The following is a 23,186-nucleotide window of genomic DNA, read 5'->3' as shown; positions in this document are numbered from 1 at the left end:
TTACCCCGTCGGACGCCACGACGCCAGCGGCCCTCTCGTCGATCAACCCGGGCCGCGTCACGGTCCGCGATCGCTTGGCGTAGAATGATTCGATCATGAGTTCGACCCTGGTCCCGGACTACAGCGGCGGCGGTATCGTCAATCTGATGCAGAGTATCGCCAGCGCCTGCGGCAGTACGCATGCCCGCTACCCTCAGCTGCATCTGCTGTCGGCGGCGCAGTTGGCCAGGGCGCGGCATGTCTTGCTGATAGTGATCGATGGGCTCGGCCTGCGCACCCTCAGCCGCCACGGCGTCAGCCCGCGGCTGCAGGGCCACCTGCTCGGCAGCATGACCTCGGTGTTCCCGTCGACGACCGCCAGCGCAATCACCACCTTCATGACCGGCCTGGCCCCGGCGCAGCACGGCCTGACCGGCTGGCACATGCACCTCGACGAAATCGACCAGACGCTGGCCATCCTGCCGCTGACGCCGCGTACCGGTCCGCCGCGCCTGCTCCCCGAGCAGTTGCCGCCCCGGCTGTTCGAGCATCCGTCGCTCTTTCAGACGCTCGACCGCGAGTCCTGGGTGGTCGCGCCGCAAAGCATTGCCGGCAGCACCTTCAACGCCTGGCACTCGCGCGGCGCGCAGAGCATGGCCTACCGGACACTGCCCGGAATGTTCGCCGGCATCGCCGCTGTGCTGCAGGAAGCAGTCGCGCCGCGCTACGTCTATGCCTACTATCCCGACCTCGACGCCTGTTCGCACCACTACGGAACCGACAGCCGGCAAGCGCTACAGGCACTGGCCGGCTTCGACGCCCATTTCGGCGAGCTGGTGCGCCAGCTGCGCGGCAGCGACAGCTGGCTGCTGGTCACCGCCGATCACGGCTTCATCGATTCGCCGGGCCGGCGAGTGATTGATCTCGACGACCATCCGCAACTCGCGGCACTCCTGCTGCGGCCGCTGTGCGGCGAGCGTCGCGTCGCCTACTGCTACGTCGCAGCTGCCAATCGACCGGCTTTCGAGGCCTACGTACGCCGCCATTTCGGCCGCGCCTGTCATCTCTACCGCAGCGACCAGCTGATCGCCGCCGGCTGGTTCGGGCCTGCACCCTACCATCCACGCCTGTCGACGCGAGTCGGCGACTACACGCTGCTGATGAAGGACAACTGGACGATCAAGGACTGGCTGCCGGAAGAAAAGCGCTACACGATGCTCGGCGTCCACGGCGGCATCAGCAGTAACGAGATGCGCGTGCCACTGATCGCGCTGCGCGTCTAGCCTGCGAGCATCGCCGCAGCGGAAGAAACCCGACACACGTTCCATCAGGAGACCCACAAATGGCCATAGACAATCCCGGCAACAACGCCAAGAGTGCCCGCACCGATCGCCTGATCGCCGACGCCGTCCGCCACCGGCAGACCCGTGAGGCCGGCTATCGCGAACAGGCCTTGAAGATCTACCCGTGGATCTGTGGACGCTGCAGCCGCGAGTTCACCCACCAGAACCTGCGCGAGTTGACCGTTCATCACCGTGACCACAATCACGACAACAACCCGAGCGACGGCAGCAACTGGGAGTTGCTCTGCCTCTACTGCCACGATAACGAACACTCGCGGCAACTTGACGCCGAAGCCGCCCGCCAGGCCGGCATCAACTCGTCGGGCTCGGCGAACAGGCCGTTAGCGACGGCGCAGCCCTTCGCCAACCTCAAGGATCTTTTGAAAGGCAGGCAGCAATGACTGCTCCCGGCTGGCCAGGCGGCAGGCCTGGTGCGGTCGTCAATCGTGCATGAGACCCGAAACCAATGGCCAACGACATCAGCTTCCGCATCCTGCAAGACATCGCCCGCGACCTCTCCGGCGAAGTGGTCAACTTCCCGACCTTCCTGGACATCACCTTCCGGGTCAGGACGGCGCTCAAGAAGCCCGATCTGACGATCGAGGAGCTGGCGACCCTGGTCGGCGCCGAGCCCTTGATGAGCACCAGGATCATCCGCCTGGCCAACTCGGTAACGCTGAACCGCTCCGGACGCGCGATCGTCGATGTCAATGCGGCGATCGCCCGGACCGGCATGGAAGCGGTGCGCAGCGTCTCGTTCGCGGTGGCCATGGAGCAACTCCTCGCCTCGAAGAAGATGGCGCCATTCGCGGCCGTGTCGCGGCGCCTTTGGCAGCACACCATGCACGTCGCGGCGCTGAGCCGCCTCCTCGCGCGCAAGGCGACCCGCGTCGCTCCGGACGAGGCAATGTTTGCCGGGCTGATTCACGACATCGGCGTCTTCTACCTGCTCTCACGGGCGGCCTCGTTCCCGGAACTGATCGCCGAGCCGAGCGAATTGCACCAGTTGCTGGTGCAATGGCACGCCGAGATCGGGCACGCCCTGCTGGCCGCGATGGGGCTACCCGAGGAACTGCTGCTGGTTGTTCAAACGCACGAGACCGACCGTCCGGTGGAAAGCCTGAAGACGTTGGCCGACGTCCTGCTGGTCGCCAACAAGCTGGCCAACCTGGAACATCCGTGGCGCGATCCGGAACTCGCCGATCGGGTGGATACGACGCTGCTGTCGCAACTGTTCGACGCCGATGCGATCACCACGCTGCTCGCCGAGTCGGCCGACGACCTGGCCTCGCTGAAGAACGCCCTGGGCGCCACCTGACGCACCGGTGGCAGCGGCCTCGACAACAAGGCGCCACCCGAGCCGCGCTACAGCCGCCGGATCTTGTCGAGCAAAGCGCTGGTCGAGGTCTGGTGGATGAACGGCAATGACCAGACGCGGCCACCCCAGCCGCGCACTTCGCGGTTACCGACGATCTGCTCGACCGGCCAGTCGCCTCCCTTGACCAGCACCTCAGGCCGGCAATCCAGAATCCGCTGCAGCGGCGTATCCTCATCGAACCAGGTCACCAGAGTCACCGCTTCCAGGGCAGCGATCAACGCCAGACGGTCAGCCAGCGAATTCACCGGACGATCGTCACCCTTGCCGAGGCGTTTGACCGAGGCGTCCGAGTTGACCGCGACGATCAGCGCCGCACCGAGGCTGCGGGCCTGAGCCAGCAGCGTTACGTGGCCGCGGTGTACGATGTCGAAGCAACCATTGCTGAACACCAGCGGCCGCGCCACCCCGACGACGCGATCGGCGAGTTGCTCCGGCGGAACGATCTTGCTTTCAAAAGAGGGCAAGCCGGTGCTTGCCAGGGGGGCAGGGTCAGCCATGTTTAACTCCACTACGTTCCAGAGGCGGGCTTGCGCCGTTGCCGTGGCGGCCAGCGCCTGAGCCGCCAGCACAGTTCCGATTGCTCGGCGAGAGATCGCAGTCTCGCACCTGCCAGCCTGAGCAACAAGCCACCGAACGATCAGGGTCGGCCACTGCCGCGTCGCCGTGACCGATCTCACGGAGGGCAAGGCAGCGACTCGGTATAATCGCGGCTCATTCGGCCACCGCCAGCGGGGCGGGCGTGCGGCATCCGGGAGAATTCCCGTTACAGGAGACGAGATGGACATCAACAGCGAGGTGGTCGCGGTTCTTGACGAGGTCCTGAGCCTCAAGGGCCGAGCCGGCCGATTTACCCCGGACACCCCACTACTCGGAGCGCTTCCGGAACTCGATTCAATGGCCGTGGTGGCGCTGATCACTACCCTGGAGGAGCGTTTCGGGTTTACCGTCGATGACGACGAGATCGATGGCACGGTATTTGCTTCGCTGGCTTCGCTGGTCGACTTCGTGCAAGGCAAACTGGCCATCTGAGTACCGATCTGAGTACCGTCGTGTCGCTTGAAGCCTTCTTCCTGCCAGCCTCGACCGGCCAGCGCTTTGCCCTGCTGCACATGCCGGACGCCCTGGCGACGCCGCGCGGCGCCGTCGTTTACGTGCACCCCTTTGCCGAGGAACTCAACAAGTCCCGGCGCATGGCAGCCCTGCAGGCGAGAGCGATGGCCGCCGCTGGCTATGCCGTGCTGCAGATCGACCTGCTGGGCTGTGGCGACAGTGCGGGCGATTTCGGCGATGCCACCTGGGAGGCCTGGTTGGCAGACGTCAGGCTCGCCTGCGACTGGCTGCAGCAGCGGACGGCTGCACCACTGTGGTTATGGGGTCAACGCGCCGGCTGCCTGCTGGCCAACGAGACGGCGCAGCGGCTGGAGCGTCCGGTCAACCTGCTCTTCTGGCAGCCGGTCGTATCGGGAAAGCAGTTCCTGCAGCAGTTTCTGCGCCTGAAGATGGCCGCCGAGATGCTCGCCAGCGATGGCAAGGGCGTCATGGAGCGGCTGCGCAGCCAACTGCGGCAAGGTGAGGCGGTGGAGGTCGCCGGCTATCTGCTGTCGCCTTTATTGGCCAGTGGGCTCGAGCAGGCAGAGTTGCTGCTTCCCCCCCGCACCGGCCGTGTCGAATGGCTCGAAATTTCCAGCCGGCCCGATCCCGGCCTGTCGCCGGCCGCCGTCGCGCGCCTGACGCAGTGGCTGGCGGCCGGGCAACAAGCCCGCGGGACGGCGGTGAGCGGCCCCCCATTCTGGCAGACCACCGAAATCAGCGAGTGCCCGGCGCTGCTCGAGGCTAGTATCCAGGCGATCTCCGCCAGCGGCCCGCGATGAATGTCGTCGAGGAGGCTCTGCTGCTCCCCTGTGCCGGCGAACTCCTGCCGGCGATCGTTGCCTGGCCGCAAGCACTGCACGCGAGGCATCGCGACACCGGCGCCAGATCCAGAGTGTCACAGCCGTCGCCGGCGAGCGGAGCAGGCGTCGAGGAAGATACCGCCAACGGCGACCGCCACGCCGCTTGCGGGGTGCTGATTGTCGTCGGCGGTCCGCAATACCGGGCCGGGAGTCACCGGCAGTTCCTGTTGCTGTCGCGCCGGCTGGCCGCCGCCGGATACCCGGCAATGCGCTTCGACTACCGCGGCATGGGTGACGCCAGTGGCGCGATGCGCAGCTTCGAGGAAGTCTCGGCGGACATCGGCGCCGCCATCGACGCGTTGCAGCGCGCCTGCCCAGCGGTGCAGCGGATAGTCCTCTGGGGGCTGTGCGATGCGGCGTCGGCGGCCCTGTTATACGTTCAGGCCACCGCTGATCCACGGGTCGCCGGGCTGGCCTTGCTCAACCCATGGGTGCGCTCCGAAGCCAGCCTGGCACAGACGCATATCAAGCATTATTACGGCCAGCGTCTGCTGCAGGGCGAGTTCTGGCGCAAACTGCTCAGCGGCAGGATGCAGGTCCTGAAAGCGATCTCCGGGCTGCTCGGGGACGCGCTGGCGGCGCGTCGCTCGGCTGCCCGTGGCAAGGCTGACGCGGCGCGCGCTTTCCAGGATCGCATGGCGGAAGGCTGGCAGCAGTTCCCCGGGCAGCTGCTGCTGGTCCTCAGCGGCCAGGACTACACGGCGAAGGAGTTTCTCGAGTTCGCTGCCGGCGATCCTGGCTGGTCGGGCCTGCTCGAAGCCGCCAGACTGCGACGGGTCGACCTTGCCGATGCGGATCACACCTTCTCGTCGCGGGCGCTGCGTACGCAGGTTGAGGAAGCCACCCTGAACTGGCTCGATACCCTGTCGGAGGCGTGACGGCGATTGTCTGCGGAAGGCGGCCGACGAGGCCTGTTCGTTCCACAGGGAGCGGAACGGCTGGCAGCCGCCAAGAGCGGCGGCAGGCGAGCAAGCACGACAAACAGCAGCGCAGCGACGCAAGAGCAGCCAGAAGTCAGGTCACGCTCCGGTTACACGCTGGTCACTCTTTGGCCTCCAGTCGCCGCACCAGCTCGACCTTGTTGTTCACCGCCAGCTTGCGAAAGCAGTGCGCGATGTGATTGCGCACGGTCGGTGGCGACAGCGACAAGGCGGCGGCGATTGCCGAATAGGTTTCGCCGCGCGCATAGCGGACGGCGATTTCGCGCTCGCGCGCCGACAGCTGCCCGAGAGCTCCTGCCGACTTTCCAGAGAGGTAACGCAATTGCCCGCAGTCGGTGACATCGAATTGCGCCGCAGCCGCCGCATCGACCGGGCCCGCCCCGACCAGCGACGCCAGCGGCTCCGGCAGGCGGCTGCCGCTCCACGCCGGCCACTGTTGCCGCAGGCGGCTGACGAAAGCCGGCGACGCTTCGCGCAGGAAGCCTCGAATGTCAACCAAAGCCCACTCCCTGTTCGGCGGGCCTGGAACTTTAAGTACGTGGCGCAGCCGCACGGTGCGGTGCGTTTCCGCGAGGTGCGGCATCAGCAGCTCCTTGGTCTGGCGCTCGGCTTCCGAAAACGGACGCTTACGGTCGTGCCGCCAGACCGTCAGGAACTCGTATAGCGACGAAGTCGGCTCGATCAGCAGCGTTCCCAGCGACCACTCCACCTTGAAGCGCCGCCCCAGTTCCCGATATAGCGGTGTCCGCACGTAGCGCGCCCGTGTCGTCAGGTCGCTCATGTTGACCGAGACCCCCGGCGAGGCGATCAAGGCCGCGCGAAAGAAATCCTGTTCGAGGTAATGCGGGTATTCGTCCAGGATGCCCTGGTCGCAATTGTGAAGATGGATTTCGTGCAGTTCGGGCGGGTCCGCCGCCGCGTTGCCCCACCACGCTGACTCGAAGGCAATCAGCGACTGGATCTGCTCCAGCGCCCACTCCTGAAAACTGGCCAGCGGCACCTCGCGCCCCTCACGGTAAAAACCCAGGATCACCTTGTTCAGCGCATGCGCGTCAAGCATCAACATGCGACGCATTGTGCACGACAAGGCGGCGCCTCACCAATAGTGCATTTGCATCACGGAAAACCTTTACAGGCTTTGTGCCACAGCGCCCCGCAGATCGGCTGCTGGCATCGCCGAAGTCCCCGGCTTGTTCAGCCAACTGGTTGAACATGCGCAGAAAAGGACTGCAATGAGAGTGTTGTGCACTAACCGGCATAATTTTTGCTTTACCCAAACCTATAGAGTCGTTCTGTCTTGTAGTATGGCGCCGAGTGCTGTCGTCGTCCCGTTCGTGACCCCAGGAGAGACCCATGCGTGCCCACCAACCGACTTCAAGTCTCAAACCGGCCCTTCTCGCGATCCTGCTCGCCTTTCCTGCGCAGCAAGCCCTCGCGGCCAACTGCACCTGGAACCCGGCGACAGGAAACTGGAGCACCGCCAGCGACTGGTCGTGCGGCATCGTGCCGACCGGTGGCCCCGATACGGCGATCATCGCCGGCGGCAAGGTAGTGACCGTCAACACCGCACAGTCGATCCTGAACCTGACCAACAGCGGTGGCGTCAATATCGATGCATTCCTGCTGACCCTGGCCGGCGGAGGCAGCACCACCAACACGGGCACCATCAATGTCGGCGCCGGACCCAACCCCAACAACGCAGCGCTACAGGTCGCCGCCGGCCACAACATCAACAACACCGGCGGGGTAATCAACATCAGCGCCGACAGCGTGCTCAACCAGTTCGGCAGCACGATCACCGGCGGCACGATCAACACCACCGGCAGCGGCGCGCTGGTCGCCTTCAACAACGGCAACAATTTCCTCAGCGGTGTCGCCTTGAACGGCCGCCTGGACCTCGCCAGCAACACCGGCATCGAGCGCATCGTCAATGGTCTGACGCTCGGCGGGCCAGGCGTGGTGAATATCAACTCGGCCAGTCTGCTGACCTTCGAGGGCACCCAGAACGTCGCCGGTACCGGTACCCTCAGCTTCGGTAGCGCGGCCGGCAACCGCATCCAGCTAGAAGGCGCCGGCACCACGACGCTGGCGGCCGGCGTGGCGATCCGCGGCCAGAACGGCACCATTGGCAGTGGGCAAAGCTTCATCGGCGGCGCCAACACACTGGTCAACAACGGCACCATCTCGGCCGATGTCGCCGGTGGTCAGATCACCCTGGCCAGTGCGGGAGGCGGCGGGGTCACCAACAACAACCTGCTCGAAGCGCGCAATGGCGCTACCCTGAACATCCAGAGCGTCGGCGTCAGCCAGGGCGCGCTGGGTCAGATCTCCGCGCTCAACGGCAGCACGGTGCTGCTGAACGCCTCGTCAATCACCGGCGGCACCCTGGGAACCAGCGGTACCGGCAAGCTCGTCGCCACCAACAACAGCAACAATTTTCTCAACGGTGCCACCCTCGACGGGCTTCTGGACATCGCCTCAAGCACCGGTATCGAACGTATCACCGCCGGCGGCATGACCCTCAACGGGACGATCAACATCGGCAACAGCAGCATCCTCGCGCCGCAGGGCAACCAGACCATCGGCGGTACCGGCAGCATCGTCTTCGCCGACGCCAACGCCAGCAATCGGCTGAACGTCGAGGCCGGCAATCTGGTGATCGGCTCCAGCGTCACGGTAAGAGGGCAGACAGGCTTCATCGGTGCCCAGAGCTTCGTCGGCGGCGCCGCCACGTTGACCAACAACGGCACCATCCAGGCCGATGTCGCCGGCGGCGCAGTCACACTTTCCGTGACCGGGCTGACCACCAACAACGGCACGCTGGCGGCACTGAACGGCGGCGCCCTCAACCTCAACTCGGCAGTGGCCGGCAATGTCGGCAGCCAGATTCTGGCCGGCGTCGGCAGCGTCGTCGCGCAGAATGGCGTCACCGTCAGCGGTACGGTGAACGCCGTCGGCAGCGGCTCGTTCCGGCCGTCCAACAGCGGCAACAATTTCCTCGACACGGTCAACTTCAGCGGTACCCTCGACCTGGCCTCAGCGACGGGAATCGAGCGGGTGGTCAACGGCCTGACCTTTAACGCTGCGACGATCAACATCGGCAACAACAGCATCTTGGCGCCACAGGGGAACCAAACCCTCGGTGGCACGGGCACCATTGTCTTTGCCGACAACAATGCCAGCAACCGTCTCAATGTCGAAGCCGGGAATCTGGTCGTCGGTTCGGGAATTACCGTACGCGGGCAGACGGGCTTCATCGGTGCCCAGAGTTTCGTCGGCGGCGCCGCCACCCTGACCAACAACGGCACCATCCAGGCCGATGTCGCCGGCGGCGCGATCACCGTCGGCGTCAGCGGCCTGACCACCAACAACGGCACGCTGGCCGCGCTCAACGGCGGCACGCTTAACCTGAACTCGGCGATCACCGGCAACACCGGCAGCCAGATCCTCGCTGGCGCAGGCAGCGTGGTCGCGCAAAACGGGGTGACGATCAGCGGCGACATGAACCTCACCGGTCCCGGTTCGTTCCGCGCCAGCAACAGCGGCAACAACTTCCTCAGCGGCGTCACGCTCGCGGGAACGCTCGACCTGGCGAGTGCGACCGGTATCGAACGTGTCGCCGGCGGCCTGACCCTAAACGGTGCATCGATCAACATTGGCAACAACAGCATCTTCGCGCCGCAGGGCAACCAGACCATCGGCGGTAGCGGGACCATCGTCTTTGCCGACAGCAATGCCAGCAACCGCCTCAACGTCGAGGCCGGCAACCTGACGCTGGCTGCGGGCATCACCGTCCGCGGCGGCAACGGCGCCATCGGCCCGCAGAGCTTTGTCGGCGGTGCTGCGACGCTGACCAACCAGGGCCTGATCTCGGCCGACATCGCCGGTCGCAGCATCGCCGTCGGAGTCAGCGGACAAGTCATCAACCAGGCGACAATGGAAGCCCGCAACGGCGGTCAGCTGACCTTGAACGCGGGTGGCGGCTACGACAACACTACTGGCACTCTGTTCGCCGACATCGGCAGCACGGTGTTGTTCAATGGCGCCTCGCTCACCGGTGGTGCACTGAACGGCAGCGGCAAGTTTGTCGCCAGCAACAGCAGCAACAACTTCCTCAACGCGGTCACCCTCAATGGCGTTCTGGACATGGCTTCGGCCACCGGCATCGAACGTGTCTCGGCCGGCGGCATGTCGCTCAATGGCACGATCAACATCGGCAACAACAGCATTCTGGCGCCGCAGGGCAACCAGACCATCGGCGGCACCGGCAGCATCGTCTTCGCCGACGGCAGCGGCGCCAATCGACTCAATGTCGAGGCCGGCAACCTCGTCATCGGCCCGGGTATGACCGTGCGCGGGCAGAACGGCACCATCGGCCAGCAGGCCTTCGTCGGCGGCGCCGCGACACTGACCAACAACGGCACGATCAACGCCGATGGCGGCGGCACGATCTTCGTCAACATCTCTGGCGCGCTGACCAACAACGGCACGATGCGCGCACAGAACGGCACGCTAACCATCCAGAATGCCTTGACAGGAACGGGCACGCTGCAGGTCGATTCGAACGGCGTGATGAACCTGGCCAATACCCCCAATTCCCAAGGCAAGCTGGTGATGGGCGCTGCCGGCTCGACGCTGAACATCGGCACCCAGAACCTGACCATCAACACCGACTACACCAGCGTCGTTGCCGGCAGCGGCAACGCCTTCAACCGCCGCGCCGGCGTCTCGGGCGCTGGCCAGATCCTCGCTGGTGGCAACGCCGCGCAGGCCATCACCGGCGTCGACGTGACCAACGGCAACACCGCCAACGCGACACTGACCATCAGCAACGTGCGCGTCGGCGCGACCACTTTCAATTACCAGATTGCCAACACCGGCACCACCGGTCCGTCGCTGCGTGGCGCCGTCCAGACCAGCGTCAACGGCGGCAACCTGACCGACGCCCGCCTCAGCGGCACCGGCGTCACCGCCGGCAACTACAATACCGGCGCGCCGGGCAGCAACACCGGTGATCAGGCGGTGACCTTCACCGCCGCCAACGCCGGCGCCCTCGCACCGCTCAACGGTCAGGTTCTGAACCTGCGCAGCAACTTCGACAACATCGCCGACCAGAAGCTGAACATCGTCCTCGCCGGTGGCGCGGCAGCGTACAACGCCGCGGTAGGACAGGCATCGTCGCCGGTGCAGGTAGCTAACCAGCGCGTCGGCGGGTCGCTGGCAAAGTTCTTCACGGTCACCAACGCTGCTCCCGCGGGCAGCTTCTCCGAAGACCTGAACGCCAGCTTCTCGGGCAGCAGTGGGCAGGCCGGAATCAGCGGCGGCAACATCAACGGCCTGCTGGCCGGCAGCAGCAACAGCAACACCATGGGGGCCCAGGTCGACACCAGTTCGGCCGGCGCCAAGGTCGGCACGGTGACGCTGGCCTACCAGACCGCCGGCAAGGTCAATGGCGTCAGCAACGGTCTCGACCCCGCCAGCGTCGGCAGCCAGGTAGTCAGCGTCAACGGCAATGTCTACCAGCTTGCCGCTGGCGCGATCCAGACTGCCTCGCTGAACTTCGGCACCGTTCAGGTGGGCCAGATCGTCAACCAGAACCTGACCATTCGCAACACCGCAAGCGGCGCAACCGGTTTCGTCGAAGACCTGAACGCCAGCTTCGGCAGCTCGGGCGGTACCGGCGCCGGGCTGATCACTGGCGTCGGCAGCCTCAACGGCATCCTCGCCGGCAGCAACAGCAACGCCGGCAACGGGACCATGTCGGTTGGCGTAAACACCAGTGCGGCGGCCGTCGTCAATGGCCACATCGCGGTCAACTACGTCAGCGCCGGCGCGGTCAACGGGGTGAGCAACAATCTCGGGACGCTGGCCGTCGGTTCGGAGAACTTCGGCGTCGTCGGCACCATCGAAGCGACCGGCAACATCATCGACCAGGCCAGCCCGGTAATCAACACCGGGCAGCCGATCAATCTCGGCAACGTGCGGATCGGGTCGGCGTCGCCGAGCGCCCTAGTCAGCGTCAGCAACCAGGCGACCGGCAACGCGCAGGCGGCGCTCAACGCGACCATCAGCGGCAACGCCCCGATCACCGCCAGCGGCAGCTTCAACCTGCTGGCACCGGGCGCGACCGATGCCAACAGCCTGAGCGTCGGAATGAGCACCGCCAGCGCCGGGGCGATCGGCGGCACCGCCACCATCGCTTTCGTCTCCGACGCCAATAACGTCGGCAACTGCGCGCCGAACTGCCAGATGACCCTCGCTTCGCAGGATGTCGCGGTGCAGGGTGCGGTCTACCGGCTCGCCGACCCCAAGCTGAATACGACCACCGTCACGCTTGCGGCACGGCGCGGCGACGCGCCACCGACGGCGGCGATCAGCGTCAGCAACCAGAGTCCGGATATCTACACCGAAGGCCTCAAGGCGGGCTTTGCGGGCGCCGCCCCGGCCGGTTTCTCGACCAGCGGCAGTATCGCCAACCTCGCTGCGCAGGGAACGGACGCCAGCAGCCTGCAGGTCGCGCTGAATACCGGCACCGCCGGCAGCTTCGGTGGCAACACCCAGGTGAACTTCGAATCGACGGGTGCGGGCACTACCGGCGCCAGCGACGTTTCGGTCGGCAACCAGCTGGTCAGCCTGGCCGGGAACGTGTACGAGAAGGCGATCGCCAAGGTCAATACGGCGCTGGTCGACTTCGGCATCGTGCACAAGGGCGACGTCGTCGCCGCGAAGAGCATTTCAGTGAGCAACGCCGCACCGACGGTCGCCCTCAACGACACCCTGCAGGGCAGCTTCATCAACATGCCGGTTGGGCCGTTCGGCGGCAGTGGCAACGTCAGCGGCCTGGCGGCCGGCCAGACCGACAGCAGCAGCCTGCAAGTGAGCCTGAATACCGCCAACGCCGGCGTGTTCACCAGTAGCGCGGCCAACCTGCAGTTTGCCAGCCACAACCCGGAAATGGCCGACCTGGACCTCGGCGATGCGGCCGTGACGCTGCAGGCGCAGGTCAACAACTATGCCAATCCGAACTTCCTGAAAACGGGCGGCAAGGGCTCGCTGACCGGCGTCGGCTTCAGCTTCGTGCTCGACTTCGGCACGCTTACCGAAGGCAGCGGCGTGGCCACCGCCTTCCTGCAACTCGCCAACGACGTCACTGGTCCCGCTGACCTGCTCGATGGCGCCTACGCTCTCGCGCTCAGCGACTTCCTGGCGAGCGGCTTTGTGTCTTTTGCCAATCTGGCGGCGGGGGCTTCGCAAGGTGGCCTGCAGATCTCGCTCGATACGCAGACCGTCGGCGACTTCAGCGACACCATCGTGCTCAAGGCGCTGGCGCACAACGGCAGCGGCTTCAGCGCCGCCTTCGACGACATCGTGCTCTCGGTCCTCGCCACGGTCCAAGCCGGCGGCCCACAGGTTCCCGAGCCTGGCACCTTGCTGCTGCTGACCATCGCGCTGGCGATGATCGTCATCCAGCGTCGCCGCGGGATGCTAAACTAAAGCCTAAAGCGGGTTCCTCGAAGGGGAACCCGCCTCGCTTTGGCCCCCGGCGACGGGGTGTTTTTGACCCGCACTCTTCTCGGGAGTACTCGATTGACCACCACGCAATATCGCGCCCTGGTGCTGCTGGGCGCGCTCGCGCTGTTTCTGGCGATTGTCGACTCGCTGATGTTCAGCGGCAACCGGCAGGCGCAGAACGAACTGGCCAGCCGTGGCCAGTTCATCCAGCAAAGCTTGCAGCTGGAGCCGCTCTACCAGTCCTTGATCAAGTCACTGGCTGACCTGGCGGCCAGGGATAACGACGCCGCCTTGCGCGAATTGCTGGCTTCGCAGGGGATCACTTTCAGCGCCACTCCGCAAACTGGCCCGGCACGGTGATCGGGATGGATGAACAGAAACCTTCAAGCTATTTCGTCCCGGTGTTGTTGATCGCCCTGGCGCTGGTGGTCTGGTTCGGTTTCCAGGCGAGCCACCTGTACCAGGAGCGCGGGCAGCTGGCGAGCCTGCGTGACAATCAGGAAGCAACCTACCAGAACGCCAAGAAAATGCGTGCCCAGCTCGACTCGCTGGCAGCGGGCACGCAGAAGCTCGCCAGCGCCGGCAACAAGAACGCCCAGGTGGTGGTGAGTGCGCTCCAGCAGCGCGGTGTCACGATCAACGCCGAGGAAAAGAAAACCCCGTAGGTCGGCAGCAGTAGAGCGCAGGCGTCCGACAAGGTTTTCGGGTCTGGTTGGGAGCGGGTCGATCGACCTTGCACGGCTCCCATCTGCCGCGCTGGACTCTCTTTTCCTGCCAGCACCGGCCGCCTGGCGGACCCCGGACACGCAAATCCCTGCAGGTCGGTCGCACGGCGTTTTGCCGGCCGGCGTTCAGGCGCTAAGATGACGGGCTTCGCGCCCCGGTGGCGCCGCCCGGACCCGCAATGAACCTCCTCAAGACGCTCGCCACCGTCAGCAGCATGACCCTGCTGTCGCGCGTGCTCGGCTTTGTGCGCGACTTCGTGATCGCCCGGACCTTTGGTGCCGGGATGCTGACCGACGCTTTCTTCGTCGCCTTCAAGCTGCCCAACCTGTTGCGCCGCCTGTTTGCCGAAGGCGCCTTCTCGCAAGCCTTCGTACCAGTGCTCGGCGAATACAAGAACAGGCGCGGCATTGACGAAACCCGGCAGCTGGTCGACCGCGTCGTCAGCCTGCTGTTTCTCGTCGTCCTGGCGGTGACGCTCCTGGGAATGGCCGCCGCGTCGCTGCTGGTCTACATTTCCGCGCCGGGCTTCACCGACGACCCCGAAAAGTTCGCGCTGACCGTCCAGCTGACACGCATCACCTTCCCGTACATCCTGTTCATGTCACTGGTTGCGCTGGCCGGCGGCGTACTCAACACCTGGAGCCGCTTTGCCGTACCCGCTTTCACGCCGGTGCTGCTCAACGTCTCGTTCATTCTCATGGCGCTTTATGCCGCGCCGCATTTCGACCCGCCGATCATGGCTCTGGGCTGGGCGGTTTTTCTCGGCGGAGCCCTGCAACTGGCGTTCCAGCTCCCGGCCCTGCGGCGCATCGGCATGCTGCCACGCTTCTCGCTGACCCTGCGCGACGACGGCGTACGGCGAATCTTCCGGCTGATGGGGCCTGCCGTCCTCGGCGTTTCGGTGGCGCAGGTGAGCCTCTTGCTGAACACCGTCTTTGCGTCGTTCCTGACCACCGGCAGCGTCTCCTGGCTCTATTACGCCGATCGCCTGATGGAGTTTCCGGCCGGCATGCTCGGCGCAGCTCTGGGGACCGTTCTCCTCCCCTCACTGGCCAGGTACCACGCCGGCGAGCAACACGACGAGTACTCCCAACTGCTCGACTGGGGCTTGCGGCTGACTTTCCTGCTCGCCGCCCCGGCCGCTCTGGCGCTGGCGATTCTCGCCGTGCCACTGATCACGACGCTGTTCTACCACGGCGCGTTCACCGTTACCGACGTGTTGATGACCCGCAACGCGCTGCTCGCCTACAGCGTCGGCCTGCTCGGCCTGATCCTGGTGAAAGTGCTTGCCCCGGGTTTCTACGCCCGCCAGAACGTGCGCACGCCGGTCAAGATCGCTCTGCTCTCGCTGGCCGCCACGCAAATCATGAACCTGCTCCTGATCGGCTCCCTGCAGCATGCCGGACTGGCGCTATCCATCGGCCTGGCGGCGTCCCTGAACGCCGGCTTGCTGTACCTTGGCTTGCGGCGGCAAGGCGTCTACACCCCGCAAGCCGGCTGGTTTCTGTTCTACGGCCGGCTGGCGCTGGCCATGGCGGCGATGGGTGCGACGCTGTGGTTCACCACCGGTGACGCGAACGCCTGGCTGAGCTGGAAACTGGGCGAACGCCTGCTGCGTCTTTCGCTGGTCATCGCTATCGGTGCGGCGGTTTACTTCGCTACACTATGGGTCGTCGGCTTTCGCGTCCGCGACTTCAGGCGCAGTGCGGCCGAGTAATCAATCAGGAGAGGAGCAGCGATGAAATTGACCACCCATAGCTTCAAAGACGGCCAGCAAATCCCCGGCGACTTTGCCTTTGGCATCGTCGACCCCGAGTACCATGTCGGCCTGGGCAGCAATCGCAACCCGCAACTGGCGTGGAGCGACACGCCGGCCGGCACACGGTCTTTTGCGCTGATCTGTCACGACCCGGACGTCCCGAGCCAGGGTGACGACGTCAATCAGGAGGACCGCACGGTACCCGCATCACTGCCGCGCCTGGACTTCTTTCACTGGGTGCTGTTCGATCTCCCCGCAAGCCTGAGCGAAATCGGCGAAGGCGAGTTTTCCAACGACGTCACGCCCCGTGGCAAGCCTGGTCCGCACGCCCCGCACGACTCGCGCCAGGGCGTCAACGACTACACCAGCTGGTTTGCCGGGGACCATGACATGCGTGGCGACTATTACGGCTACGACGGCCCTTGCCCACCGTGGAACGACGAGATCGTCCACCATTACGTGTTTACGATTTTCGCTCTCGACGTAGCCCAGCTGGACGTCGCCGGTACGCTGACCGGCCAGCAGCTCCGCGCAGCAATGCAGGGACACGTCCTGGCACAGGCGAGCCTGAGCGGAACCTACACGCTCAATCCGGCGCTGATCGCCGCCGGGTAGACCTGCAACGGGCAAAGAAAAGGGCCGCATCAGCGGCCCTTTGCATACAGCGGGCATCACAACCCGCCCGTTGACTGCGCTCGCTACTGCACGCTGACCTCGACGCGACGCGCGTCGGCAGGATCGCCGGAGCCGACCGTCAGCGCCGGTTTCTTCATCTCGATACGCGCCTCGGCAATGCCGACGTTCTTCAGCGCCTCGGCGACGGCCATCGCGCGGTTCTTCGCCAGATCGGCATTGGCCTCCGGGCTGCCGCTATCGTCGTGGAAGCCGGCAATGACCAGCTTCGCATTCGGGTTGGCCTTGGCGTAGACGACCACCAGTTCAAGCGTCGCCGCCGCATCGGCCGGCAGTGCCGCCGAGCCCGATTCGAAGTGCATCTTGGCGGCCGGTAGCGCCGCCATGGCGGTCGCCGGCGCGGCTGCCGCGTGTGCGGCGTCGGCTGGTTTGACGCCACCCGCGGGAACCATCAGGGGAACGATCATCAAAGCGACGATGTTGATGATCTTGATCAAGGGGTTGACCGCCGGGCCAGCCGTATCCTTGTACGGGTCGCCGACGGTATCGCCGGTCACCGACGCCTTGTGGGCGTCGGAGCCTTTGCCGCCGAAGTGGCCGTCCTCGATGTACTTCTTGGCGTTATCCCAGGCACCACCACCGGTGGTCATCGAGATGGCGACGAACAGGCCGGTGATGATCGTTCCCATCAGCAGGCCACCCAGCGCCTTCGGTCCAAGCAGCAGCCCGACGACCACCGGCACCAGCACCGGCAGCAGCGACGGAACGATCATCTCGCGGATCGCCGCGGCGGTCAGCATGCCGACCGCGCGGGAGTAATCCGGCTTCGCCTTGCCTTCCATGATGCCCTTGATTTCCTTGAACTGCCGGCGCACCTCGATAACCACCGCGCCGGCCGCGCGGCCCACCGCCTCCATTGCCATGGCGGCGAAGAGGTAGGGAATCAGGCCGCCGAGAAACAGGCCGATGATCACCATGTGGTCCGAGAGGTCGAAGCGCAGGCTGCCACCGAAGTTGGTTTCCAGGGCATGGGTGTAGTCGGCGAAGAGCACCAGTGCCGCCAGACCGGCGGAGCCGATGGCGTAGCCCTTGGTCACCGCTTTGGTGGTGTTGCCGACGGCGTCGAGCGGGTCGGTCACGTCACGGACCGATTTCGGCAGACCGGACATTTCGGCGATGCCACCAGCGTTGTCGGTGATCGGACCGTAGGCGTCGAGCGCGACGATGATCCCGGTCATGGACAGCATCGAGGTCGCGGCGATGGCAATACCGTACAGGCCAGCCAGAGCAAAGGTGATGTAGATCGCGGCGCACACGGAAAGCACTGGCAGCGCACACGCCTTCATCGAAACAGCCAGACCGGCGATGATGTTGGTACCGTGACCGGTGGTCGATGCTTCGGCAACCCGCTTGACCGGCGCAAAGTCGGTGCCGGTATAGTACTCGGTGATCCACACCAGCAGTCCGGTCAGCACCAGACCGACCGCCGCCGCCCCGAAGATGCTCCCCGAACTGACCAGCTTGCCGTCGGCGAGCGTCACCCCGTCACCCAGAAGCATGGTGGTCACCGGATAGAAGGCGACCAGGGCCAGCGCGCCGGCGACCGCCAAGCCGCGGTAGAGGGCGTTCATGATCTTGCCGCCGTCGTTGGCCTTGACGAAGAAGCAGCCAATGATCGAAGCAATGATCGATACGCCGCCGAGGACCAGCGGGTAGATGATCAGGTTGTCGTTGGCGCCGGCAACGCCCTTGAGCATCATCGCGCCGAGGACCATCGTCGCCACCACGGTCACCGCGTAGGTCTCGAAGAGGTCGGCCGCCATGCCGGCGCAGTCACCGACGTTGTCGCCGACGTTGTCGGCGATCACCGCCGGGTTGCGCGGGTCGTCCTCGGGAATTCCGGCCTCGACCTTGCCAACCAGGTCGGCGCCGACGTCGGCGCCCTTGGTGAAGATCCCGCCACCCAGTCGCGCAAAGATCGAGATCAGCGAGCCGCCGAAAGCCAGGCCAACCAGCGGTTCGACCGCGTGCTGGAAATCACCGCCAGCTCCCCGCAGCACGGCGTAGTAACCCGCCACCCCGAGCAGGCCCAGACCGACAACCAGCATGCCGGTGATCGCGCCACCCTTGAAGGCCACATCGAGCGCTGCGGCAATGCCGTTTCGCGCGGCTTCAGCCGTGCGCACGTTGGCGCGAACCGAGACGTTCATCCCGATGAAGCCGGTAGCTCCCGAGAGAACCGCTCCGATCAGGAAGCCGATGGCCATCGCCTTGCCGAGAGCCAGCCAGATCACCACGAAGAGCACCGCCCCGACGATGGCAATCGTCGTGTACTGCTTGGCGAGATAAGCCGACGCACCCTCCTGAATGGCCTTGGCTATTTCCTGCATGCGTGGGTTGCCAGCTGGCAACGCGAGAATCCATTTCGTCATTGCAGCCCCATAAAGCACTGCAATGACCGCGCATACCAGCGCGAACACCAGATACGACGACATAAGCAACCTCCCTCTCTAAAATTTCGCAGTCCCGTGGGTGACACCCTGCGGGCCGGATTTACCCCTGTCAGCTACTCTATACGAATCAGGCCGAGCTTGTAAGCACCTCACCCGCACGCTTGCCACGCCCCCGAACCCCAAACGCTGAACCCCAAAGCATCCCCGAGCGGTTCGGGGCACGACGTACAGCGAGTCCAACCGCAACCGCTCTGGTCCCCGCCCGGTGACTACGCGAGCGGCGGCCAGCGACGCAACTCAGGCGGCGAACACAGGCCCTTGCCAGTGCAGCACAGACCGGTCACGCGCCTGGGCGGCGGCCTCAACGCGGTCCCCAGAAGAACTATCGACAAAGTCCGAGCGGCGACGTCGATGCGTGAGGCACCGGGAAATCCCGCCCGCCCCCCTGCAGTCATTGCCAGCGCCTAGCGCAGCGCATCGAAAGCCGCCGTCCTGATCTCTTCGACGCTTCCGACGCCGGCGATTCGGCGGCACTTCGGCGCCAGCGGATCGCCGGTGGCGGCCCACCTGCGATAGTACTCAAGCAGAGGCCTGGTCTGCGAATGATAGATTTCCAGGCGCTTTCTGACTGTCTCTTCCTGGTCATCGCCGCGCTGGATCAGGGTCTCGCCGGTGACATCGTCCCGGTCTGCGACCCTGGGGGCGTTGAAGCGAACGTGATAGGTACGCCCGGAAGCCGGATGAACGCGACGCCCGCTCATGCGCTCGATTATTTCCTTGTCGGCCACGTCAATTTCGAGCACGTAGTCGAGCGCCACGCCAGCGACCTTCATCGCCTCGGCTTGCGGCAGGGTTCTCGGGAAACCGTCGAAGAGGTAGCCGCCGCGGCAGTCATCCTGCTGCAGCCGATCATGAACCAGGCCAATAATGATTTCGTCGGACACCAGGCCACCCCCGTCCATGACCTTCTTCGCTTCCACCCCGAGTGGCGTACCGGCTTTCACCGCAGCCCGCAGCATGTCGCCGGTGGAAATCTGTGGAATACCGTACTGCTCACAAATGAACTGCGCCTGGGTGCCTTTTCCGGCCCCCGGCGCACCTAGCAGGATGAGTTTCATGCGTCGCCTTCGTTGATAGTCAAATCGAACAAATTATCCAGAAGTTCAGACACTTGCGCTTAATCTACAGGACCCAGGCAGCACCATGTCGTGCTTGACACGCCGCACGGTACCCGCAAACGCACGCACGGTCAAACCTTTTTGAACCACTCCTGCAACCGGCGCGCATCGTCCGGGGTGTCGACCCCCGCTGCCGGCAGGTGGTCGACAATCGCCACACTGATCCGGAATCCGTGCCATAGGGCGCGTAGTTGTTCAAGCGCTTCAATACCTTCCAGCGGCGAAGGGGTCAGCCCGGAATAGCGACGCAGGAAGTGCGCCCGATAGGCGTACAGCCCGACGTGCCGATACGCGGGCATGGCGGCCGGCAGCGTCTCGCCACCGGCTTCGCGGGCAAAATGGTCACGCGCGTAGGGGATCGGTGCACGCGAAAAATAGAGCGCGTCGCCGACGGCATTACGCACCACCTTGACAATGTTGGGGTTGAAGAAGTCCGCCGCATCGGCCAGCGGATGCGCCACCGTGGCGATCTCGGCACCACTCTCGGCCAGCTGCGCGGCCGTCCGGGCGATCAGTGCGGGATCGATCAATGGCTCGTCGCCCTGCACGTTGACCACCATCGTGTCATCGTCCCAGCCGGCGACCGCGGCCACCTCGGCCAGACGGTCGGTACCGGTGGCGTGATCGCTGCGGGTCAGCAATGCGCGCAGCCCGTGCCGTTCGGCAGCCGCCAGCACCTCCGGATGGTCGGTGGCCACCAGCACCTCGTCGGCGCCGGCGAGCAGCGCGCGCTCGGCAACGCGCACGACCATCGGTTTGCCACCAAGGTCGAGCAGCGGCTTGCCCGGCAAGCGCGTCGACGCGTAGCGCGCGGGGATGACCACCTTGAATTGCAGCACGGCTTGCATCGCGGCGCCGGACGTCAGAGCAAGTCGGCAGTCAGCTGGCGCGCTTCGTCCTGGAGCATGATCGGAATGCCATCGCGAATCGGGAACGCCAGACGGCAGGGTTTGCAGATCAGTTCCGATTCGGCCTTGCGGTATTCGAGATTAGCCTTGCAGATCGGGCAGACGAGAATGTCAAGCAGGCGTGCGTCCATGCAGTTTCTCCAGAATTGTCTCGAACAGAGCGGCACGACCCGGGGGAGTGCCGACCACCGCCTCGACCGGCAGCACCCAGGCCTCGCCGCTCGCAATCGCCGCGCATTTTACCGCATCTTTCTCGGTCATCAGCAGCACGGCGTTGTCGGCGAAAGCCAGATCGGCCGTGTCATACGGGTGGTGATCGGGAAATGGATGCGCTTCGAAAGCGAGCCCTAGATCCCTGAGCTGCCGAAAGAAACGGCCGGGGTCGCCGATCCCGGCGATGGCGTGCAGTGGCCGGCCCCGCAAGGAATCGGCATCGCAACTGCGTGACTCGCCGCTGCAGGCGACAAAGCGCTGGCCGATCAACTGCATGTCGAACTGCGGCAAGTCCCCGGCGGCGCCCAACGGCGACCGCTCCGGACGGCCGTTCCATACCACCGCGGTCACGCCCGCCAGCCGCGGCAACGGCTCGCGCAAAGGCCCGGCCGGCAACAGCCAGCCGTTGCCGGTGCCGCGCCCGTCGAAGACCGCCAGTTCGACCGAGCGCTGCAGGCGATAGTGCTGCAGGCCGTCGTCGGAGACGATCACATCGCATTCGGGGTGCGCAGCCAGCAGAGCTTGCCCTGCCGCGGCACGGTCGCGGCCGACGTAAACCGGCGCGCCGCTGCGCCGGGCCAGCAACAGCGGTTCATCACCCACCTCCGCAGAGGCGGAGCCGGCCACGACCGCTCGCACGCTCTCGTCGCTGCCGCCGTAGCCGCGACTGATGATCCCCGGTTGCCAACCGTGCTCGCGCAGACAGCGCACCAGCCACAGCACCAATGGGGTCTTGCCGCTGCCGCCGACGGTCAGGTTGCCGACGACGACCACCGGCACCGGCAGGCGATACGAACGCAGCACACCGCAGCGGTACAGCCAGCGCCGTAGCCAGACCAGCACCCCGAAAAGCAACGAGAGAGGTAGCAATGGCCACAGCACCGCAGCCAGTCGCCGCTCGTACCAGCGCTGCGGCAGGCACTGCGCGACACCGCCAGCAGCCATCAGCGCGGTGATTGGGTGGCGAAGGAAATGCGCGGATAGCCTGCGGCCTGCGCCGCCTGCATGATATCGACGACGCTCTGGTGCGTCGCCTTGGCATCGGCATTGATCACCACCACCGGGTCCTTGGCGTCTCCGACCGCGCGCCGCAACGCTTCGCTGATCGCCTGAACACTGACCTTGCCCAGCGGCGCCTTGTTGACCAGCACCTCACCGGCAGGGGTCACGGTCACGTTGACCTCGTTCGGTTGCTCCGTCTGCTTGCTGGCATCAGCGGTCGGCAGGTTGATCTCGAGACCGGAAAACTTGGCATAGGTGGTCGTCAGCATCAGAAAGATGATGATCACCAACAGCACGTCAATGAACGGAATCAGGTTGATCTCCGGGACGTCACTGGCGCGAACACGGCGAAAGTTCATCGTCCGCTCCTCAGGACTTGCGTTCGCCGTGCAGAACCTCGACCAGACGCACTGCCTGATGCTGCATCTCGATGACGAAGCTGGAAACCAGGGCGCGGAAATGCCGCCAGAAGATCATGCTTGGAATGGCGATCAAGAGCCCGAAACCGGTGTTGTACAGGGCCACCGAAATACCATGCGCGAGCTGCAAGGGGTTGCTGCCACTCGGCGCCTGCGACGCGAAGATCTCGATCATCCCGACGACGGTGCCGAACAATCCCATCAGCGGGCTGATCGAGGCGATCGTGCCCAGCGTCGTCAGGTAACGCTCGAGGTCGTGCGAAACGACGCTGCCGGTCTCCTCGATCGCCTCTTTCATGATCTCGCGCGAACTGCTCTCGTTGCGCAAACCAGCCGCCAGCACCCGACCGAGCGGCGAATGCGCCTCGAGATCGGCGATCATCGCGGTACTGGCGCCGTTCTGCCTGAACTCGGCGACCACTCGCTGCAGCAGGCCCGGCGGAACGACTTTGGCGCTGCGCAGCGCCACCGAGCGCTCGATGATCAGCGCAACAGCGAGGATCGACGCCAGCAGCAAGGGCCAGATCGGCCAACCAGCAGCCTGAAGGATGGAAAACACGGTGTACCCCGGGATATTTTCAAGGGGGGAACTTTAGCCTGCGACGGCGATTGCGGCAAGTGCTGGCGCGGCCTCCGGCGCTCTGCCAATCCACAGGAGCTGTGGATAAAGCGGCTGGCAGCCTGTTGGCACGGCCGCCAAACTGCCTGTCCACAAGAACTTTTTCCGCGTGCCAGCGAAACGTGCGGCCACCACAGGAAGATGGTCAGTCACCGCCGCCAAGCCGGCTGC

The 23,186-nt window shown here is 65.2% G+C and carries 20 protein-coding genes; 11 read left to right on the top strand and 9 right to left on the bottom strand.

Annotated elements, in window-relative coordinates:
* Positions 1-95 precede the first annotated feature (95 nt).
* From Q1L50_RS17125 to Q1L50_RS17115, 3 genes are all read left to right on the top strand, one after another.
* On the top strand, positions 96-1,262 hold the full coding sequence (locus Q1L50_RS17125; protein ID WP_300341082.1) for an alkaline phosphatase family protein: 1,167 nt from the start codon (positions 96-98) through the stop codon (positions 1,260-1,262).
* Between the two features lie 59 nt (positions 1,263-1,321).
* On the top strand, positions 1,322-1,723 hold the full coding sequence (locus tag Q1L50_RS17120; RefSeq protein ID WP_300341079.1) for a YajD family HNH nuclease: 402 nt from the start codon (positions 1,322-1,324) through the stop codon (positions 1,721-1,723).
* Between the two features lie 65 nt (positions 1,724-1,788).
* A complete protein-coding gene (locus Q1L50_RS17115) occupies positions 1,789-2,640 on the top strand; it encodes an HDOD domain-containing protein (protein WP_300341075.1) in 852 nt (283 codons plus the stop codon).
* A 47-nt stretch (positions 2,641-2,687) separates the two neighbouring features.
* On the opposite strand, the gene Q1L50_RS17110 is transcribed toward Q1L50_RS17115, so the two are convergent.
* Positions 2,688-3,197 (bottom strand): adenylyltransferase/cytidyltransferase family protein, encoded by a 510-nt coding sequence (locus Q1L50_RS17110; RefSeq protein ID WP_300341072.1) that lies wholly within the window; start codon positions 3,195-3,197, stop codon positions 2,688-2,690.
* Between the two features lie 280 nt (positions 3,198-3,477).
* Between Q1L50_RS17110 and Q1L50_RS17105 the strand changes: the two genes are divergently transcribed.
* From Q1L50_RS17105 to Q1L50_RS17095, 3 genes are read left to right on the top strand one after another with little or no spacing between them, the layout of a single operon-like run.
* Positions 3,478-3,729, top strand: a complete 252-nt coding sequence (locus Q1L50_RS17105; protein ID WP_300341070.1) for an acyl carrier protein — start codon at positions 3,478-3,480, stop codon at positions 3,727-3,729.
* Positions 3,730-3,749: 20 nt separating this feature from the next.
* On the top strand, positions 3,750-4,571 hold the full coding sequence (locus Q1L50_RS17100) for a hydrolase 2, exosortase A system-associated (RefSeq protein ID WP_300341067.1): 822 nt from the start codon (positions 3,750-3,752) through the stop codon (positions 4,569-4,571).
* Complete coding sequence (locus Q1L50_RS17095) at positions 4,568-5,530, top strand: hydrolase 1, exosortase A system-associated (protein WP_300341065.1); 963 nt, start codon at positions 4,568-4,570, stop codon at positions 5,528-5,530. The genes Q1L50_RS17100 and Q1L50_RS17095 overlap by 4 nt, the downstream gene beginning before the upstream one ends.
* 163 nt (positions 5,531-5,693) lie before the next feature.
* On the opposite strand, the gene Q1L50_RS17090 is transcribed toward Q1L50_RS17095, so the two are convergent.
* Positions 5,694-6,659 (bottom strand): helix-turn-helix transcriptional regulator, encoded by a 966-nt coding sequence (locus Q1L50_RS17090; protein ID WP_300341062.1) that lies wholly within the window; start codon positions 6,657-6,659, stop codon positions 5,694-5,696.
* 287 nt (positions 6,660-6,946) lie between these two features.
* Here Q1L50_RS17090 and Q1L50_RS17085 point away from each other — a divergent pair, with 287 nt between their 5' ends.
* The 5 genes from Q1L50_RS17085 (at position 6,947) to Q1L50_RS17065 (ending at position 16,205) form a co-directional block, all read left to right on the top strand.
* The gene (locus Q1L50_RS17085) at positions 6,947-13,087 is read left to right on the top strand and encodes a choice-of-anchor D domain-containing protein (RefSeq protein ID WP_300341059.1); all 6,141 of its coding nucleotides are present in this window, start codon (positions 6,947-6,949) and stop codon (positions 13,085-13,087) included.
* A 93-nt stretch (positions 13,088-13,180) separates the two neighbouring features.
* Complete coding sequence (locus tag Q1L50_RS17080; RefSeq protein ID WP_300341056.1) at positions 13,181-13,465, top strand: hypothetical protein; 285 nt, start codon at positions 13,181-13,183, stop codon at positions 13,463-13,465.
* Positions 13,466-13,470: 5 nt separating this feature from the next.
* Positions 13,471-13,770 carry a hypothetical protein gene (locus tag Q1L50_RS17075; RefSeq protein ID WP_300341054.1) on the top strand — a complete coding sequence of 100 codons (300 nt, stop codon included), beginning with the start codon at positions 13,471-13,473 and terminating at the stop codon, positions 13,768-13,770.
* Between the two features lie 239 nt (positions 13,771-14,009).
* The gene (murJ, locus tag Q1L50_RS17070; RefSeq protein ID WP_300341051.1) at positions 14,010-15,548 is read left to right on the top strand and encodes a murein biosynthesis integral membrane protein MurJ; all 1,539 of its coding nucleotides are present in this window, start codon (positions 14,010-14,012) and stop codon (positions 15,546-15,548) included.
* 21 nt (positions 15,549-15,569) lie between these two features.
* Entirely contained in the window at positions 15,570-16,205 is a 636-nt protein-coding gene (locus Q1L50_RS17065) for a YbhB/YbcL family Raf kinase inhibitor-like protein (protein WP_300341048.1), read from the top strand.
* An 83-nt stretch (positions 16,206-16,288) separates the two neighbouring features.
* Here the strand turns inward: Q1L50_RS17065 and Q1L50_RS17060 are convergent, their stop codons facing one another.
* From Q1L50_RS17060 to Q1L50_RS17030, 7 genes are all read right to left on the bottom strand, one after another.
* Positions 16,289-18,718 carry a sodium-translocating pyrophosphatase gene (locus Q1L50_RS17060; protein ID WP_300341045.1) on the bottom strand — a complete coding sequence of 810 codons (2,430 nt, stop codon included), beginning with the start codon at positions 18,716-18,718 and terminating at the stop codon, positions 16,289-16,291.
* Positions 18,719-19,140: 422 nt separating this feature from the next.
* A complete protein-coding gene (gene adk / locus Q1L50_RS17055; RefSeq protein ID WP_300341043.1) occupies positions 19,141-19,794 on the bottom strand; it encodes an adenylate kinase in 654 nt (217 codons plus the stop codon).
* Positions 19,795-19,925: 131 nt separating this feature from the next.
* Positions 19,926-20,702 (bottom strand): 3-deoxy-manno-octulosonate cytidylyltransferase, encoded by a 777-nt coding sequence (gene kdsB / locus Q1L50_RS17050; RefSeq protein ID WP_300341040.1) that lies wholly within the window; start codon positions 20,700-20,702, stop codon positions 19,926-19,928.
* Between the two features lie 14 nt (positions 20,703-20,716).
* Positions 20,717-20,893: a Trm112 family protein gene (locus Q1L50_RS17045; RefSeq protein ID WP_300341037.1), complete on the bottom strand. Its 177-nt coding sequence runs from the start codon at positions 20,891-20,893 to the stop codon at positions 20,717-20,719.
* The gene (gene lpxK, locus Q1L50_RS17040) at positions 20,874-21,920 is read right to left on the bottom strand and encodes a tetraacyldisaccharide 4'-kinase (protein ID WP_300341035.1); all 1,047 of its coding nucleotides are present in this window, start codon (positions 21,918-21,920) and stop codon (positions 20,874-20,876) included. Before lpxK ends, Q1L50_RS17045 begins: the two co-directional genes overlap by 20 nt.
* On the bottom strand, positions 21,920-22,336 hold the full coding sequence (locus Q1L50_RS17035) for a biopolymer transporter ExbD (protein ID WP_300341033.1): 417 nt from the start codon (positions 22,334-22,336) through the stop codon (positions 21,920-21,922). The genes lpxK and Q1L50_RS17035 overlap by 1 nt, the downstream gene beginning before the upstream one ends.
* Positions 22,337-22,346: 10 nt before the next feature.
* Positions 22,347-22,955 carry a MotA/TolQ/ExbB proton channel family protein gene (locus tag Q1L50_RS17030; protein WP_300341031.1) on the bottom strand — a complete coding sequence of 203 codons (609 nt, stop codon included), beginning with the start codon at positions 22,953-22,955 and terminating at the stop codon, positions 22,347-22,349.
* Between the last annotated feature and the right edge of the window lie 231 nt (positions 22,956-23,186).

It is taken from the genome of Accumulibacter sp., from assembly GCF_029255145.1.
In the GTDB taxonomy this organism is placed as follows: domain Bacteria; phylum Pseudomonadota; class Gammaproteobacteria; order Burkholderiales; family Rhodocyclaceae; genus Accumulibacter.
The sequence above is the reverse complement of the archived record's forward strand: the minus strand, read 5'-3'. Positions and strand labels throughout refer to the sequence as shown.